Source organism: Streptomyces sp. NPDC001970, assembly GCF_053594115.1.
Genome location: NZ_JBSFDW010000004.1, coordinates 163682 through 178708, shown reverse-complemented (window position 1 = coordinate 178708; position 15027 = coordinate 163682). Strand labels below are relative to the sequence as shown.

The following is a 15027-nucleotide window of genomic DNA, read 5'->3' as shown; positions in this document are numbered from 1 at the left end:
TTCATATGAACGAAACCGGTCGGACGCAAACCGCTTCAGTATGAACGTATAAGGGTGAGATCGGTATCTCCGCGCGTAGACGCCCGTGACTGCTGGGGCCTCCGGGGCGCCCGCGGGGTCCCAAGGGCTCCACCGGAGTCCACCGGAGGGCCCCGCCTACACTGACCGCATGGCGAAGTGGACCCCCAAGCACGAGGCACCCGAGCCCCTGGAGGGGCCCGTCGTCGCCACCATCACCGGCGGCACGATCCTCTGGTTCGTCCTCTTCCTGGTCCAGGTCCCCTTCTACGGCTGGTACGACGACCGCGATCTGACCTGGTGGATCTGGACCTGCCTGGCCGGCGCCGGACTCGGCCTCATCGGCATCTGGTACGTCCGCAAGCGCGACGCGGCGATCAAGCGCGCGGAGGCGTCGCGCGGCGAGGCGCCGCCGCCCTCGAAGTAGGCGGGGGCTCCGCCCCGGAACCCCCGAAGGGCCGTCGCCTGCGGGCGCGCTCCCCCGCGGATCCGCTCCTTCCCGGCTGTGCCGCCTTGCGTGCGAGGACTCCGCCCCCGAACCCTCGGGGCTCCGCCCCGGACCCCGCCGCCCTACGCCCTGGCGGGCGTGGAGCCGTTGGGCGACAGGCACCCGGTGCACCCGGCGCATCCGGCCGGTCCCGGCCACACACACCCCGAGGACCGGCGCCAGAGGACGGACACGCCGGCCACCGCCTCGGCACCGGCACACACACCCAGCCCGTCCCGCGCGTGAGGACGGACACCCCGGCCCCTCACCCCGTACGGGACACACCCCACAGCCCGTCCGGCGCCTAAGGACGGGACACCTGGACGGCCACCTCGGTACCGGCCCGTTTCCCAGCCCGTCCCGCGCCTGAGCACGGGACACCTGGACGGCCACCTCGGTACCGGCCCGTTTCCCAGCCCGTCCCGCGCCTGAGCACGGGACACCCGGACCGCCACCTCGGTACCGGCCCATTTACCAGCCCGTCCGGCGCCTGAGCACGGGACACCCGGACCGCCACCTCGGTACCGGCCCAATTCCCAGCCGTCCCGCGCTTGAGGACGGACACCCCGTCCCCTCACCCCGTACGGGGCACACCCCCACAGCCCGTCCGGCGCCTGAGGACGGGACACCCGGGCCCACCGCCCGGTACCGGCTGCTCAGGAGGCGGGGCGTCGCGCCGGCACAGGGGCGCGGAGGAGCGGCGCGGGGCGGGGCGGGCCCTGGCATGGCCCTGATGTTCACCCGGCTCGGGGGGTGAACGACGTCCGCCCGCCGTAACGTCGAGAGCATGACTCAGCGGGCTGAGATCGACGGCGACGGATCCGAGCCGAGCGGGCGGGTGGTCATCGACGCGGGCGCGGAGCTCGACCCCGTGCACCCCGTGAAACCACCCGTGCGCCACCGGCCCGGCGGGCTCAGCGCCGACGAAGTGGCCGAGCGGATCGCGCGCGGCGAGGTCAACGACGTACCCCTACGCAGCAGCCGCTCCACCGTGGACATCATCCGCGGCAATGTCTTCACCCGCTTCAACGCGATCATCGGCGTGCTCTGGGTGATCATGTTCTTCGTCGCGCCGTTCCAGGACACGCTGTTCGGATTCGTCATCCTCGCCAACACCGGCATCGGCATCGTCCAGGAGCTCCGCGCCAAGAAAACCCTCGACGGGCTCGCCGTCATCGGCGAGGCGAAACCCACCGTGCGGCGCGACGGGATCGCCGCCGAGGTGTCCACGTCCGAGATCGTCCTCGGGGATCTCATCGAACTCGGCCCGGGCGACAAGGTCGTCGTCGACGGCGAGATCGCCGAGGCCGACAACCTGGAGATCGACGAGTCCCTGCTGACCGGCGAGGCCGACCCGGTCCTCAAACGGCGCGGCGACCCGGTCATGTCCGGCAGCTTCGTGGTCGCGGGCAGCGGCGCCTTCACCGCCACCAAGGTCGGCCGCGAGGCCTACGCGGCACAGCTCGCCGAGGAGGCGTCCCGCTTCACACTCGTCCACTCCGAGCTGCGCTCCGGCATCTCCACGATCCTCAAGTACGTGACGTGGATGATGGTCCCGACCGCGATCGGACTGATCATCAGCCAGCTGGTGGTGAAGGGCGACAACTTCAAGGACTCGGTCGCCAGGACCGTCGGCGGCATCGTCCCGATGATCCCCGAGGGGCTCGTCCTGCTCACCTCCGTCGCCTTCGCGATCGGCGTGATCCGGCTGGGCCGCAAGCAGTGCCTCGTCCAGGAGCTGCCCGCGATCGAGGGGCTCGCACGGGTCGACGTCGTCTGCCTCGACAAGACGGGCACGCTCACCGAGGGCGGCATGGACGTCACCGAGCTGCGGACGCTCAACGGCTCCGACGAGGCGTACGTACGCGCCGTGCTCGGCGCACTCGGCGAGTCGGACCCGCGCCCCAACGCGTCCCTGCAGGCGATCATCGAGTCGTACCCGGACAGCGACGAATGGCGCTGCATCCGGTCGCTGCCCTTCTCCTCGGCGCGCAAGTACAGCGGCGCCGCGTTCAGCGAGGGCGACGGTCAGAGCTCCACCTGGCTGCTCGGCGCGCCCGACGTCCTGCTGCCGGAGGAGGACCCGGTCCTCGCCGACATCGACCGGCTCAACGAGCAGGGGCTGCGGGTGCTCCTCCTCGCGCGCGCTGCCGGAGAGCTGGACGCCCCCGACGTCGCGGCGGGCGCCGTGCCCACGGCGCTGGTCGTCCTGGAGCAGCGGCTGCGGCCCGACGCCGCGGACACCCTGCGGTACTTCGAGGAGCAGGACGTCCGAACCAAGGTCATCTCCGGCGACAACGCGGTGTCCGTCGGCGCGGTCGCCGGAAAGCTCGGCCTGCCCGGCGCGGCCGGCACCGTGGACGCCCGCCGGCTGCCGGCCGAGCGGCACGCGATGGCCGCGGAGCTGGACGCCGGCGCGGTCTTCGGCCGCGTCACCCCGCAGCAGAAGCGGGACATGGTCGGCGCGCTCCAGTCCCGCGGGCACACGGTGGCGATGACGGGCGACGGCGTCAACGACGTCCTGGCGCTGAAGGACGCCGACATCGGGGTGAGCATGGGCTCGGGCTCCGAGGCGACGAAGGCGGTCGCCCAGATCGTGCTCCTCAACAACAGCTTCGCGACGCTGCCGTCCGTCGTCGCCGAGGGCCGCCGGGTCATCGGCAACATCACGCGCGTCGCGACGCTCTTCCTGACGAAGACCGTCTACTCCGTGCTGCTCGCGATCATGGTGGTCTGCGCGCAGGTGGAGTACCCCTTCCTGCCCCGCCACCTGACCCTGCTGTCGACGCTGACGATCGGCATTCCGGCCTTCTTCCTGGCCCTCGCCCCCAACAAGGAGCGCGCGAAGCCGCACTTCGTCCGCCGGGTCATGCGGTACGCGATACCGGCCGGCGTCATCGCGGCGGCGGCGACCTTCACGACGTACCTCCTGGCCCGGTCCCACTACTCGGGCCCGGGCGCCCTGGCGGCCGAGACCAGCGCGGCGACGCTGACCCTCTTCCTGGTCGCCATGTGGGTCCTGGCGATCATCGCCCGCCCCTACACGTGGTGGCGCCTCGGCCTGGTCCTGGCGATGGGTCTGGGCTTCCTCGTGGTCCTGGTCGTGCCCTGGCTGCAGGACTTCTTCGCGCTGAAGCTCGTGGGCACGACGATGCCCTGGGCGGCGGTGGCGATCGCGGCGGTGGGTGCGGCGCTGCTGGAGCTCGCCTGGCGGTGGGTGGACCGCCGCTTCCCGGCGTAGGGGCTCCTGCGAGCCCGTCCGGCGACCGCCCAGGCGTTGTGTGAGAACTGGCGCCGTCCGCCCGTAGGGCGGGGCTCGCGGCGTCCCCCGCCCGTAGGGCGGGGCTCGCGGCGTCCGGTGCGTGCGATCGCAAGGCGGAGGACCATCCCCGTACCGGACGTACGTGGACGGCTCCGACAACACGGCGTGGGGGGCACCTCCCGTGCCCGAAGGGCTACGGGGTGGGGGCACTTCCCAGGCGCAAGCTCTGGGGGAGCGTGCCAGGCGTCGCGGGCCGGTCGGGAGTTCCCCAACACGGCCTAGTCGAACCAGCGGTCCCGGGCCAGTTCCTCCGTGCGCGACGGGTCCTCCAGGAGCGCCGCGACCTCGAAGCGGCGCGGCCACTGACCCGCGGCCCACGCCAGGCCCGCCGCCACGCCCTCCACCGTGGCGGCGTGGAGGACGCCGTCGGGGGTGCGGCGCCAGTCGAGTTCGACGCCGCCCGCCAGCAGCTCCTCGTGCTCGACGTACGTGTCGGGCGTGCCGGGGCCGAGCAGGGCGTGGACCGACGGGGGCACCTCGTGCTCCTCGCCGACCGTCGTCACCTCGGCCTCGACCACGTCACCGAGCCGGGCCACCTGGAACAGCTCCGCCAGGTCCGCCGCCCGGCCGGGGGCGACCGGCAGCAGGGGGCGGTCCTTGGCCAGGGGCAGCAGGTCGGGCGCGTCGGCGACCAGCGCCTCCGAGGCGTCCACCACACGCACCTCGCCGTCGACGACCGCGCGCAGCTCGTCCGGAAGCGTCACCTGCTCCGGGTCGAGGTCGGCCAGCGCGGTGTAGAGCGCGTGCAGCTGGGACGGGCTGACCGGGCGGTCCGGGTCGGCGAGCCGGCCCAGCAGTTCGGCCGCGCCGCCCGGCTCGTCGAGGAGCGCGGCGACGGAGGTCCGTACGCCGAGCGCGTGCAGCACCTGCTCGTCCTCGAAGCCGGTCGCGTCCGCGGAGTCGTAGAGACCGACCAGCAGCGGATCCCCGCCGGAGGCCCGCAGACCCGCCGGGCGCCGCCCGCCGAGCACCGGGTGGTCGCGCAGCCACCAGGCCGTGTACGGACGCACGGTCTCCGTCGTGCCGTCCGGCAGCAGCACCCGCACCGGCTGCGTGAGCGCGTCCCGCAGCGGCGGCTGGGCGAGCAGGGCCAGCACCTGCGGCCAGCGGTCGTCGTCGACCAGGTCCAGGTCCCGTACGGCCACGATCTCCGTGGCGACCGGCGGCACCGGCGTGTCCGGCAGCCGGTCCAGCACGTCCTCGCACCACACGTCGACCGCGTCGAGCAGCCCCGCGTCGTCCGGCTCGGCGAAGTCCCCGTCGCGCGGCTCCAGTTCGTCCGGGTCGAGGACGACGTCCGTGGCGCGTACGAGCGCGAAGTTCGCCAGCACCCCGCAGGCGGCAAGCGGCTGCTCCCCCCAGCGGTCGGCCAGCTCCATGTCGCACAGGGCGAGTTCGCCTTCGTGCATCACGGATGCGAACGGGCTGCCGGGCAGCACGAGTTCACCGGCCGGCGCGAGCTCGCCGTCCTCGTCGGGCAGCGCCAGCGCGCCCAGCCAGGGCTCGTCGCCGGGGTCCAGGACCGCGTCCCGGACCAGCGTGAGCACGATCTCCGCGAGCTCGTCGCTGTCGGGCGTGTCCTCCTCCCACAACCCGTCCCCTTCGTCGAGGGACGCGGCGACCGCGGCCCGCACCTGTGGCGTGGTCAGCACCGCGCGCGGCGTCGCGGGCAGCGCGCCGAGCTTCTCGAGGAGGGGGTGCGCGGCGTCCGGGTGGGCCACCTTCAGCCCGAACCGGCCGAGACCGGTGGGGGTCTCGGGGGTCGGGAGGAGGACCTGGCGAGGGCCGATGGTGGTGCGCGGGCTCCCGGTCAGCGGAACCGGAAGGCCGGACAGCCGATCGGGGTCGACGCCGGCGAGGCTGTCGTACAGGCTCCACCACCACGACGGGTCGCGCTCGATCCCGGCGAGCCGGTCGATCGCCTCCGTCAGCGGGACGCGCGCGACGCCGAGCGTCCGCAGCTCCACGCGGCGCTCGAGACCGGCGGGCAGCAGCGTCGGCAGCACATCGGCCAGTACGCGTACGGTCTCGGCGCCGGCGCCCTCGACGACCTCGGCCTCCAGCGGCCGCAGCGCGACGACGTCGTCCGACGACAGTGCGGCCGGGGCGGCCGGGGCGAGGAACGACACCCGCTGCAGCCGCTCGAGGATCGCCGCGCGCAGGGCGCCGTCGATCGCACCTTTGCCGAGCGGGCCCGGGACCAGGTCGATGGTGTCCGTCGAGACGGGCCGCCAGTCGCCGAGCAGCTCGGCGTACGCCTCGGCCGCGCGCTGCACCAGGAAGTCGGTGAGCGGGCCGGGCGCGGGGTGCCTGCGGGTGGTGTCCAGCGGGAGCGTCGCGATCAGGAGCGCGGGGACGCCGAGGGGTTCGTCCGTGGGGGTCGGCGCGTGCACGACCGGAGCGGTGGCGGGGTACACGGGCGCGCCCTCGACGTCCACGGGCACGGCCCAGGTGACCGTCCAGTGCGGTCGCAGCCGCTCCTCCACCGGGCGGCCGGCGAGGAGCCGGGCGTCGATGCTGCCGTGGTGGGTGACGGTGCGCCAGCGGTTGACGCCGCGCGCGGTGTCCTCGATGTGGACGTACGGGCCCTGCTCGGAACGGCGCAGGGTCCTCGCCCCGTCCGGGGTCTCCACGACGATCTCGGCGAGGCCGGGGAGCGTGAGCAGCAGCGCGTCGTCGATGCCGGTGAGGAGGCGCTCGACGAGGTCCTCGGCGGTGCCGTCGCGCATCGGCAGGATGACGACGGTGTCGTAGCCGTCGGGGGCGCTGCCCTCGGCGGGCAGCGGGAGCCGCAGCAGCGGTACGTGGCCGTCGCGCCGCCGCAGCTCGTCACCGAGGCCGGGGCTGGCCTCAGCGGCCTGTTCGGTGAGCTCGCGGGCCTCGGCGAGGGACCAGCGGACGCCGCCGTGCCGGCCGACGACGGCGGGCTCGTCGCTCACGGCGAGCACGGCGGCGAAGCCGACGCCGAAGCGGCCTACGGCCGTCTGGTCGTGGTCGCGCTTGGCGGATGCGCGGAGGGTGGACAGAGACTCGACGCCTGCGGCGTCGAGGGGCGCGCCGGTGTTCGCGGCGACGAGGGTGCCCTGGTCGAGGGTGAGCCGGAGGCGGCCGGGCACGCCGGCGCGGGCGGCGGCGTCCGCGGCGTTCTGGGCGAGCTCGACGACGAGGCGGTCGCGGTAGCCGCCGAGCGAGAGGTCCTCCTCGGCGTTGGCGTCCTCCCGGAACCGTGCGGGGCTCGCGCCCCACGCGTCGAGCACCCCACGCCGCAGCCGTGCCGTCCCGAACGGGTCGGCCCCCTCGGTCGTCCTGACGCTCACGCCTGTCTCCGCTCTGTCCTCTTACCGGTGTACCTCAACCGCGGCCCGAAGGTATCGCGTACGAGGCCCGTATCGCGGGCGCGGGGGTGCGAATGGCTGGAGCTCCGCCCCCGCCCTCGCCCGGGCGTCGGCTTCGGATCGCCCCGCGCGGGGTCGGTTGCCGGCGGTCGTGGGTGCGGGCCATGTCCTCCGCCTACCCCGCCACTACGCGAAACTCCGGGCTGATGCCCCCTGGCCCGGCCGAGGGAGGGCCCCCGAGGGCTGACGCCCCCGAACACCCTGCGAAAGCTTCGCGCCCCGGCCCACGGCACGGCGTGCGGCTGGTTGCGGGCAGGTGCGTCGCCAGTGGTTTGCAGGCATTCGTCCCACCGAGGTCCCCCAGGACGGAGTCCCGGGGGAGGGACGGGTGGGCCCGACCACCCACCGGCCCGCACCCGGGCGCGCAGGCCCAGGCCCCTCACCGCGCGGCGGATGCCGCACGCGGCACGCGTCCCCGCCCGGGGGCCGGCGCGGCTAGCTGTGGCCCAGGTCGTCAGGGGACGCCGCGTCGACGTGGTCCGGGACCGAGCCGCTGTCCGGGGCTGGGCGCAGCGGGAACTCGTCCGGGCGCATCGTGTCGAGCACCGGCGGCGGCGGCGTCGGCGGCTTCGGCATCACGGCCGCCTCGGAGTGCCCCCCGCACCCGTACGCCAGGGACACGACCCGTCCGTCCGCCGGCGAGAACTCGTTCGCGCACACGCCGAACGCCTGCTTGAGGGACCCCGCGAGCGGCATCAGGAATCCGCACGACACACACGTCGCGGGTGCGGCCTGCGCCATCGGTGTCTTCGCGCCGTACGCCTCTTCCCACCGGTCCGCCGCGACGTGCAGGCCGTACCGCGACAGGACGCGCGCCCGGCGCATCCCCAGTTCCTCCGCAACGGACGTGATCGCGCCCCGGGACGGCGCCCGCGGCACGATCTCCGCGTCCTCGGCGTCGACGCGGTCCGCCATCTCCTCGGAGACGGCCGAGTTCGGCGGCGGCACGTCCTCGCCGGAGTACCCGGGCTCGAGACGCAGGTCCTCGGCCTCGGTGGGCAGCAGGTCGCCCGGTCCCATGTCGCCCGGCCGCAGCCGCTCGCTCCACGGCACCCACTCGGGTGCGAGCAGCGCGTCCGGGCCGGGCAGCAGGACGGTCTCGTCGAGGGTGACCACCTTCGCGCGGGAAGCCCGGGCGACCGTCACCGCCCAGCGCCAGCCCCGGTACCCCGGTTCCCGGCATGCGAAGAGGTGGGTGACGACCCGGTCCCCCTCGGACACGAGGCCGACGTGCTCGCCCACCACCCCCGGCGCGGCCGCCTCCTCTGCGGCGGCCCGCGCGAGGTCTACCGCCTCGGCGCACTGACGGTCGGGGGTACGGCTTCGCGTCGTCGCAGCACTCACAGGTCTCGCTTCTCTCCTACGCCGTCTCACGGGTGCGCCGGCCGATTCGCGATGTACGGGCGGCGGGCGGAGCGGACCAGTGGGCCGCATCGACGTCCGCGCCCGGGCAATCAGTCCCGTGCACGCCTTCTGTCACCCATTCTGCGGGATGACGAAGAGGCGCGCGGCCGAGAACTACCGCCGGTGGCGCGCTACGCACGCTACCCCCTCCGTGGCGCCCCGCCCACCTGCCCGTCCGAATCCCGGTTCGGGTCGAAGGCGCGTGGGGCACTATGACGAGGTGACAGCCGCGAGGTCGTCCCCCGTCGCCGGGCCGCTGAGCAGGGCGGGCCGGGCGGTCGGCCGTGCCCTGCGCCGTCCGTTCACCGGCACGGCGAGAGGTATTCGCCGGGTGACCCACGCCCATGGCGCGGGCGAATCCGGACTCGGAAAACTCATCGAACTGCACGCGGTCAACGGCGCGGGTGATGTCATGGTCACCGTCGCGCTCGCCTCGACGGTCTTCTTCTCGGTCCCCACCGACGAGGCGCGCGGCCGGGTCGCGCTCTATCTCGCGATCACGATGGCGCCGTTCGCCCTCCTCGCCCCCGTGATCGGGCCCCTCCTGGACCACATCCCGCACGGCCGCCGCGCCGCGATGGCCGGCGCGATGATGACCCGCGCGGTGCTGGCGCTGACCATGTCGGGCGCCGTCGCGACGGGGGGCCTCGAGCTGTATCCGGCCGCCCTCGGCGTGCTCGTGGCGTCGAAGGCGTACGGCGTCGTCCGCAGCGCGGTCGTGCCGCGGCTGCTGCCACCGCGCTTCGCCCTGGTGAAGGCGAACTCGCGGGTGACCCTCGCCGGGCTGGTCGCGACCGGGATCGCCGCGCCGATCGCGGCGGGGCTGCAGCGGATCGGCCCCGAGTGGCCGCTCTACGGGGCCTGCGCGATCTTCGTCGCGGGCACGTTCCTGGCGTTCAGCCTCCCCCGCAAGGTCGACTCGGCGAAGGGCGAGCGCAAGGCGCACATGCTGACGCACGGCGAGCGCAAGCCGAGCCTGCGCACGGTCGGCCCGTCGGTGCTGCACGGGCTGCAGGCGAACGTGGCGCACCGCATGCTCTCCGGATTCCTGATCTTCTTCCTGGCCTTCCTGCTGCGCGTGCATCCGCTGGCCGGGCAGAGCGCGGCCGCGTCGCTGGTGATGGTGGGCGTCGCGGCGGGCGTGGGCAATGCGTGCGGTACGGCGATCGGCGCGTGGGTACGGCGCCGCCCCCCTGAGGTGATCGTCGCCACGGGCCTGATGCTCGTGCTGTCGGCGGCGATTCTCGCCGCGGTGTTCTTCAGCCCGCTGATGGTGGCGGTGCTGGCCGCGGTGGCGGGTCTGTCGCAGGCGCTGTCGAAGCTGTCGCTGGACGCGATGATCCAGCGGGACGTCCCGGAGGCGGTGCGCACGTCGGCGTTCGCCCGTTCGGAGACGCTGCTGCAGATGGCCTGGGTGGTGGGCGGTGCGATCGGGATCTCGCTGCCGCTGAACGGTGTGCTGGGCATGTCGGTGGCCACGGCCATCCTCGTGACGGGTGCGGTGCTGGCCCTGCGCGGGCTGCTGGTCGCGTCCAGGCGCAGTACGACGGCACCGCGCCCGGTGACGATGGCGCCGCGGGTGCGGTGATCCGGCCGGGCCCGGTCACCGGCCAGGGCCATAGGAGCACGCCACGCCGCACCCCCGCGCTGCGTGACACCAGGGGCCCGATAGCCTTCGGACCATGACCGTTGCGTTCTTCACCGGCAAGCACCGCCGGGCCGCCGCCGCCCTCGGTGCCGTGTCCGCCGGCCTCCTCGTACTCTCCGCCTGCGACAAGCCGACGCCGCTCGCGACCGTGACGGTCGGGACGAACTCGGTCACCACCGAGGCGGCCTGCTACAACGACGGCGAAGCCATCAAGGAGTCGCTGATCCAGGGCTGCCTCAACAAGAAGTCCGGCAAGACCGTCGAGGTCTCGGCGGACGACCGGGTCCGCTTCGGCGTCGAGCCGGAGGTCGCCGAGAACGGCTGGACGCTGTTCATCGGCGGGCAGCAGGCCGAGCAGGAGCCGTACCACAAGACGTACCGGTCGATCCCGGCCAGCGCCTTCTTCTCCAGCCAGCTCGGTGAGACGACCAACACCGCGCAGGTCAGCATCGTGGAGACCACCGGCAAGAAGCTGACCGGCATCTGGCACTTCACGCTCAAGAAGTCCTGACGCGGCCCGGGACCCGTCGCCCACCCATGCGCGTACTCGTCGTGACCGCGGTCCCGGAGGAGGCGGACGCCGCCTCCTCCGGGACCGCGGTGACGTGCCGGACGGTCACCACCCACGCCCTCCCGGGCGGTTACTCCCTGCGCCGCTGTGCGTCAGGCGCGGCCGAGGGCGTCGTGGGCGACGGCGTGACCGTGGACGTCCTGGCCGCGGGGGTGGGCCCTGCCGCCGCCGCGGCGGGTACGGCGACGGCGCTGACCGCCGCCGTGTGCGGGCCCTCGCCCGGGTACGACCTCGTCGTGTCCGCCGGTATCGGAGGCGGGTTCCAGCCCGCCGCTCCGCTCGGCTCGCTCGTCGTCGCGGACGCCGTCGTCGGCGCGGACCTCGGAGCCGGCACGCCCGACGGCCATCTCACCGTCGAGGAGCTGGGCTTCGGCCGCTCCGTGCACGTTCCCTCGCCCCTCTCGGAGCGGATCGCCAAGGTCCTGGACGCGGTGCACGGGCCCGTGCTCACCGTGTCCACGGTGACCGGGACCGCCGAACGTGCCGCGGAGCTGACGGCACGTCATCCCCGGGCCGCCGCCGAGGCGATGGAGGGGTTCGGGGTGGCCGAGGCCGCCGCGGCCCACGGCGTGCCCGTCGTCGAGATCCGGGCCGTGTCGAACGCCGTCGGCCCGCGCGACCGGGACGCCTGGCGGATCGGCGAGGCCCTCGCCGCGCTGCGGCGCGCGTTCGAGCTGCTCAGCCCCGTGTTCGAGGAGAAGGCCCGATGACCACCCTCAAGATCGCCTACTCACCCTGCCCGAACGACACGTTCGTCTTCGACGCCTGGGCACACGGCCGGATCCCGGGTGCGCCCCGCATCGACGTGTCGTTCGCCGACATCGACATCACCAACGGCATGGCCGAGCGCGGCGAGTTCGACGTGCTGAAGGTGTCGTACGCCGTGCTCCCTTACGTCCTCGACGAGTACGCCCTGCTGCCCTGCGGGGGCGCACTGGGCCGGGGCTGCGGTCCGCTCGTGCTGACCCGCGAGCCGGGCGCTCGTGGGGGCATCTCCCAGGCCGAAGGCCCTGGGGGACTCGCGGGCAAAACCGTTGCCGTACCGAGCGAGAGGTCGACGGCATACCTGCTCTTCCGTCTCTGGGCGGCGGATGTCGTCCCGGAGGGCGTCGGGCAGATCGTCGTACTGCCGTTCCACGAGATCATGCCGGCGGTGCGGGACGGAAAGGTCGACGCCGGTCTCGTCATCCACGAGGCACGGTTCACCTACCAGAACTACGGGCTCCACTGCCTCGCCGACATGGGCGAGCACTGGGAGTCCACGACCGGGCTGCCGATCCCGCTGGGCGCGATCATCGCCAAGCGCTCCCTGGGCGCGGAGACCCTGAAACTGGTGGCCGAGTCGGCCCGCACATCCGTCCGCATGGCATGGGACGACCCGAAGGCGTCGCGCCCGTACGTGCTCGAACACGCCCAGGAGATGGACCCGGCGGTCGCCGACCAGCACATCGGGCTGTACGTCAACGAGTTCACGGCCGACCTCGGCGAGGACGGCTATGCCGCGGTCCGCGGACTGCTCACGCGTGCGGCGGCCGAGGGGCTGGTACCGCCCCTCGGCCGGGATGCGCTGGCGTTCGTCTGACTGTGGGCGGACGGCCGGACACGGCTGGACACGGCTGGAAATCGCCGCATTACGGCCGGATACGGCGCTGCCGCCCCGTGCTACACGTCGAGCTGGTCGGCGACCGCGCGGAGCAGGCCCGCGATCTTCTTGCCGTGGACCTTGTCGGGGTAGCGGCCCCGCTCCAGCGACGGCGTGATGTTCTCCAGGAGCGTCGTCAGATCCTGCACGATCGACGCCAGTTCGTCGGGCTTGCGCCGCTGCGCCGCCGCGACGGACGGGGTCGGGTCCAGCACCGTCACCGAAAGCGCCTGGTCACCGCGCTGGCCCGCGACGACCCCGAACTCGACCCGCTGTCCGGGCTTGAGGCTGTCGACTCCGTCAGGAAGCACCGACGAGTGGACGAAGACGTCGCCGCCGTCGTCTCGGGAGAGAAAGCCGAAGCCCTTCTCGCTGTTGAACCACTTGACCTTGCCGGTAGGCACGTCTGTCCTCGTCCTCGTACTCGTCGGGAATTGCGAAAGAAAACTGGTCTCTATAGCACTGCAGCGGGTCGCCCGACCCGCCACCAACCAAGGCTAATGGTCCAGGGCCCACTGACAAGACGTCCCCGGTGGTTCCTGTGCGCTGGGAACTACCCTGGTCGGGTGACTCATGAAACCCAAGCGAATTCCGCCGGGCCCGGCGACGGACTCGTGCGCGTCGGCGCGATCGTCTTCATCATCGGCGCCGTGGCCACTCTGGTCACGGTGGCCCCGCTGTTCCTCGGCACGGAGCCGTTCCCGCCGGTCGCGTACGCCGTCTGCATGCTGATGGGCTTCGGGTTCCTGATCGCGGGTGCCGGGGTGCTGCGGTCGATCGCGGCGCAGCGGCGTCAGGCGCGTGCCTCCGCGTAGGCGGCCACCCACGCGGGGAACGCGGTGAGGTCCGGCAGGACCACGTCCGCCCCGGCCTCCCTCAGCTCCCCCTCCCGGCACGGCCCGGTCGGCACGGCCACGGAGAGCGCTCCTGCCGTTCGGGCCCCTCGGACGTCGCCCGTGTGGTCGCCGACGTACACCCGCGCGCCGTGCTCGCGCAGCGCCACCGCCTTGGCCTCCGCCCACAGCCGGCCGATCACGGCGTCGGGCCGTATGCCGAGGTGTTCGACGTGCAGCTTGGCGTTCGGCTCGTGCTTGGCGGTGACGACGATCGCCCGGCCGCCGAGCGCCTGGACGGCGGCGACGGCCTCGCGGGCACCGGGCATCGCGAGCGTCGGGGCGATCGCATGGGTGGGGTAGATCTCCCGGTAGCGGTCGCCGATCTCCTGGATGCGGTCCTCGGGGAACCAGTGCGCGAGCTCCTGCTCCAGGGGCGGCCCGAGCCGGGTGACCGCGAGATCGGCGTCGATGTGGACGCCCGTCTCGGCGGAGAGCGCGCGGTAGGCGGCGTGGATGCCGGGGCGGGAGTCGATCAGTGTCATGTCGAGGTCGAAGCCGACCGTGAGCGGTCGCGTCAGAGGTTCCGAAGGCATGAGAGCCATTGTGCCCGTGCAGGTGGCGTCGACCGGGATGCATAAACTTGTGCGCGCTTAGCCAAGCCTTACCAATTTTCCGGCCACTCGATGGGATGCGATGCCAGCCAGACGCGTGTGCGCGACCGCGACGGCGGTGGTCGCGCTGCTGCTCGCGGTTCTCCTCAGCCTCGCGGTCGGGGCGCGCCCGATCGCGCCGTCGGCCGTGTTCGACGCGCTGCTGCACGGTGGGACGAGCGACGCGGCCCAGGTCGTACGGGAGCTCCGGCTGCCGCGCACCCTCATCGGCCTGATGGTCGGCGCGGCACTCGCGGTGGCGGGCACGGTGCTGCAGGGCCTCACTCGCAACCCGATCGCCGACCCGGGGATTCTGGGCATCAGCCAGGGCGCGTCGGTGGGCGTCGTACTGGCGATCGCGTTCGCCGGCGTGCACACGCTCACGGGCTATGTGTGGTTCGCGTTCACCGGCGCGGCGCTCGCGTCGGTCGCGGTGTACGCGATCGCCTCCAGCGGCCGCGGCGGCGCCACGCCGGTGAAGCTGGCGCTGGGCGGCGCGGCGATCAACGCCCTGCTCGTGTCGGTGACGATGGCGGTGCTGACGACGAAGGCCGCAGCACTGGACGAGTTCCGCTTCTGGCAGGTCGGCTCGATCGGCGGCCGGGAAGCCGAGGTGGCCGCGCAGATCTGGCCGTTCCTGCTGCTCGGCACGGTGCTGGTCGTCTCGGTCGCCCGCGGCCTCGACGCGCTGGCACTGGGCGACGACGTGGCGAAGGGGCTCGGCCAGCGGGTCGCCACGGTCCGGATCATCGGCGGCGTGGGCGCCACCGTGCTCACCGGCGCGGGGGTCGCGGCCGCGGGGCCCATCGCCTTCATCGGCCTGGCGGTGCCGCACATCGCCCGCGCGGTCGTGGGCACCGACCACCGCTGGGTGCTCCCGATGGCAGCGCTGATCGGACCCGTGATGCTGCTGACCTCGGACGTCGTGGGCCGGGTGATCTTCCCGCCGAGCGAGGTCCCGGCGGGCGTCATGACGGCGCTGATCGGGGTGCCGTTCCTGGTGGCGCTGGTGCGACGGAAGGCGGTGCCCGCGTGAGCACCACGGTGGGCAGCC

General features: G+C 73.3%; 12 protein-coding genes. 8 read left to right on the top strand and 4 right to left on the bottom strand.

All coding sequences use genetic code 11. From position 1 onward, the window contains the following. Positions 1-169 precede the first annotated feature (169 nt). Positions 170-445, top strand: coding sequence for a DUF2530 domain-containing protein (locus ACWCP0_RS07425; protein ID WP_451077903.1), 276 nt, complete (start codon positions 170-172; stop codon positions 443-445). Positions 446-1292: 847 nt separating this feature from the next. Then, on the top strand, positions 1293-3746 hold the full coding sequence (locus ACWCP0_RS07420) for an HAD-IC family P-type ATPase (protein WP_451077902.1): 2454 nt from the start codon (positions 1293-1295) through the stop codon (positions 3744-3746). 299 nt (positions 3747-4045) lie between these two features. Here the strand turns inward: ACWCP0_RS07420 and ACWCP0_RS07415 are convergent, their stop codons facing one another. Together ACWCP0_RS07415 and ACWCP0_RS07410 are read right to left on the bottom strand one after the other, a co-directional pair. Next, entirely contained in the window at positions 4046-7144 is a 3099-nt protein-coding gene (locus tag ACWCP0_RS07415) for a sacsin N-terminal ATP-binding-like domain-containing protein (protein WP_451077901.1), read from the bottom strand. Between the two features lie 513 nt (positions 7145-7657). Further along, on the bottom strand, positions 7658-8566 hold the full coding sequence (locus ACWCP0_RS07410) for a DUF3027 domain-containing protein (RefSeq protein ID WP_451077900.1): 909 nt from the start codon (positions 8564-8566) through the stop codon (positions 7658-7660). Between the two features lie 280 nt (positions 8567-8846). Here ACWCP0_RS07410 and ACWCP0_RS07405 point away from each other — a divergent pair, with 280 nt between their 5' ends. The 4 genes from ACWCP0_RS07405 (at position 8847) to ACWCP0_RS07390 (ending at position 12427) form a co-directional block, all read left to right on the top strand. Continuing rightward, entirely contained in the window at positions 8847-10214 is a 1368-nt protein-coding gene (locus tag ACWCP0_RS07405; protein WP_451077899.1) for an MFS transporter, read from the top strand. A 94-nt stretch (positions 10215-10308) separates the two neighbouring features. Then, the gene (locus ACWCP0_RS07400) at positions 10309-10785 is read left to right on the top strand and encodes a DUF2771 domain-containing protein (RefSeq protein ID WP_351227089.1); all 477 of its coding nucleotides are present in this window, start codon (positions 10309-10311) and stop codon (positions 10783-10785) included. A gap of 26 nt (positions 10786-10811) precedes the next feature. Beyond that, positions 10812-11555 carry a futalosine hydrolase gene (locus tag ACWCP0_RS07395; protein ID WP_451077898.1) on the top strand — a complete coding sequence of 248 codons (744 nt, stop codon included), beginning with the start codon at positions 10812-10814 and terminating at the stop codon, positions 11553-11555. Beyond that, positions 11552-12427 carry a 1,4-dihydroxy-6-naphthoate synthase gene (locus tag ACWCP0_RS07390; RefSeq protein ID WP_451077897.1) on the top strand — a complete coding sequence of 292 codons (876 nt, stop codon included), beginning with the start codon at positions 11552-11554 and terminating at the stop codon, positions 12425-12427. Before ACWCP0_RS07395 ends, ACWCP0_RS07390 begins: the two co-directional genes overlap by 4 nt. A gap of 80 nt (positions 12428-12507) precedes the next feature. Here ACWCP0_RS07390 and ACWCP0_RS07385 read toward each other — a convergent pair whose 3' ends face one another. Beyond that, on the bottom strand, positions 12508-12891 hold the full coding sequence (locus tag ACWCP0_RS07385; protein ID WP_351227095.1) for a cold-shock protein: 384 nt from the start codon (positions 12889-12891) through the stop codon (positions 12508-12510). Between the two features lie 162 nt (positions 12892-13053). Between ACWCP0_RS07385 and ACWCP0_RS07380 the strand changes: the two genes are divergently transcribed. Further along, the gene (locus ACWCP0_RS07380) at positions 13054-13302 is read left to right on the top strand and encodes a hypothetical protein (RefSeq protein WP_451077896.1); all 249 of its coding nucleotides are present in this window, start codon (positions 13054-13056) and stop codon (positions 13300-13302) included. On the opposite strand, the gene ACWCP0_RS07375 is transcribed toward ACWCP0_RS07380, so the two are convergent. Beyond that, entirely contained in the window at positions 13281-13916 is a 636-nt protein-coding gene (locus ACWCP0_RS07375) for an HAD family hydrolase (protein WP_451077895.1), read from the bottom strand. The genes ACWCP0_RS07380 and ACWCP0_RS07375 overlap by 22 nt on opposite strands. A 100-nt stretch (positions 13917-14016) precedes the next feature. Between ACWCP0_RS07375 and ACWCP0_RS07370 the strand changes: the two genes are divergently transcribed. Next, positions 14017-15009: a FecCD family ABC transporter permease gene (locus tag ACWCP0_RS07370; protein ID WP_451077894.1), complete on the top strand. Its 993-nt coding sequence runs from the start codon at positions 14017-14019 to the stop codon at positions 15007-15009. Positions 15010-15027 lie beyond the last annotated feature (18 nt).

Bases quoted from the DNA above. Each gene is read 5' to 3' on its own strand.
- ACWCP0_RS07425 (WP_451077903.1), top strand. From the start codon at position 170: ATGGCGAAGTGGACCCCCAAGCACGAGGCACCCGAGCCCCTGGAGGGG.
- ACWCP0_RS07400 (WP_351227089.1), top strand. From the start codon at position 10,309: ATGACCGTTGCGTTCTTCACCGGCAAGCACCGCCGGGCCGCCGCCGCC.
- ACWCP0_RS07420 (WP_451077902.1), top strand. From the start codon at position 1,293: ATGACTCAGCGGGCTGAGATCGACGGCGACGGATCCGAGCCGAGCGGG.
- ACWCP0_RS07390 (WP_451077897.1), top strand. From the start codon at position 11,552: ATGACCACCCTCAAGATCGCCTACTCACCCTGCCCGAACGACACGTTC.
- ACWCP0_RS07370 (WP_451077894.1), top strand. From the start codon at position 14,017: ATGCCAGCCAGACGCGTGTGCGCGACCGCGACGGCGGTGGTCGCGCTG.
- ACWCP0_RS07375 (WP_451077895.1), bottom strand. From the start codon at position 13,916: ATGCCTTCGGAACCTCTGACGCGACCGCTCACGGTCGGCTTCGACCTC.
- ACWCP0_RS07395 (WP_451077898.1), top strand. From the start codon at position 10,812: ATGCGCGTACTCGTCGTGACCGCGGTCCCGGAGGAGGCGGACGCCGCC.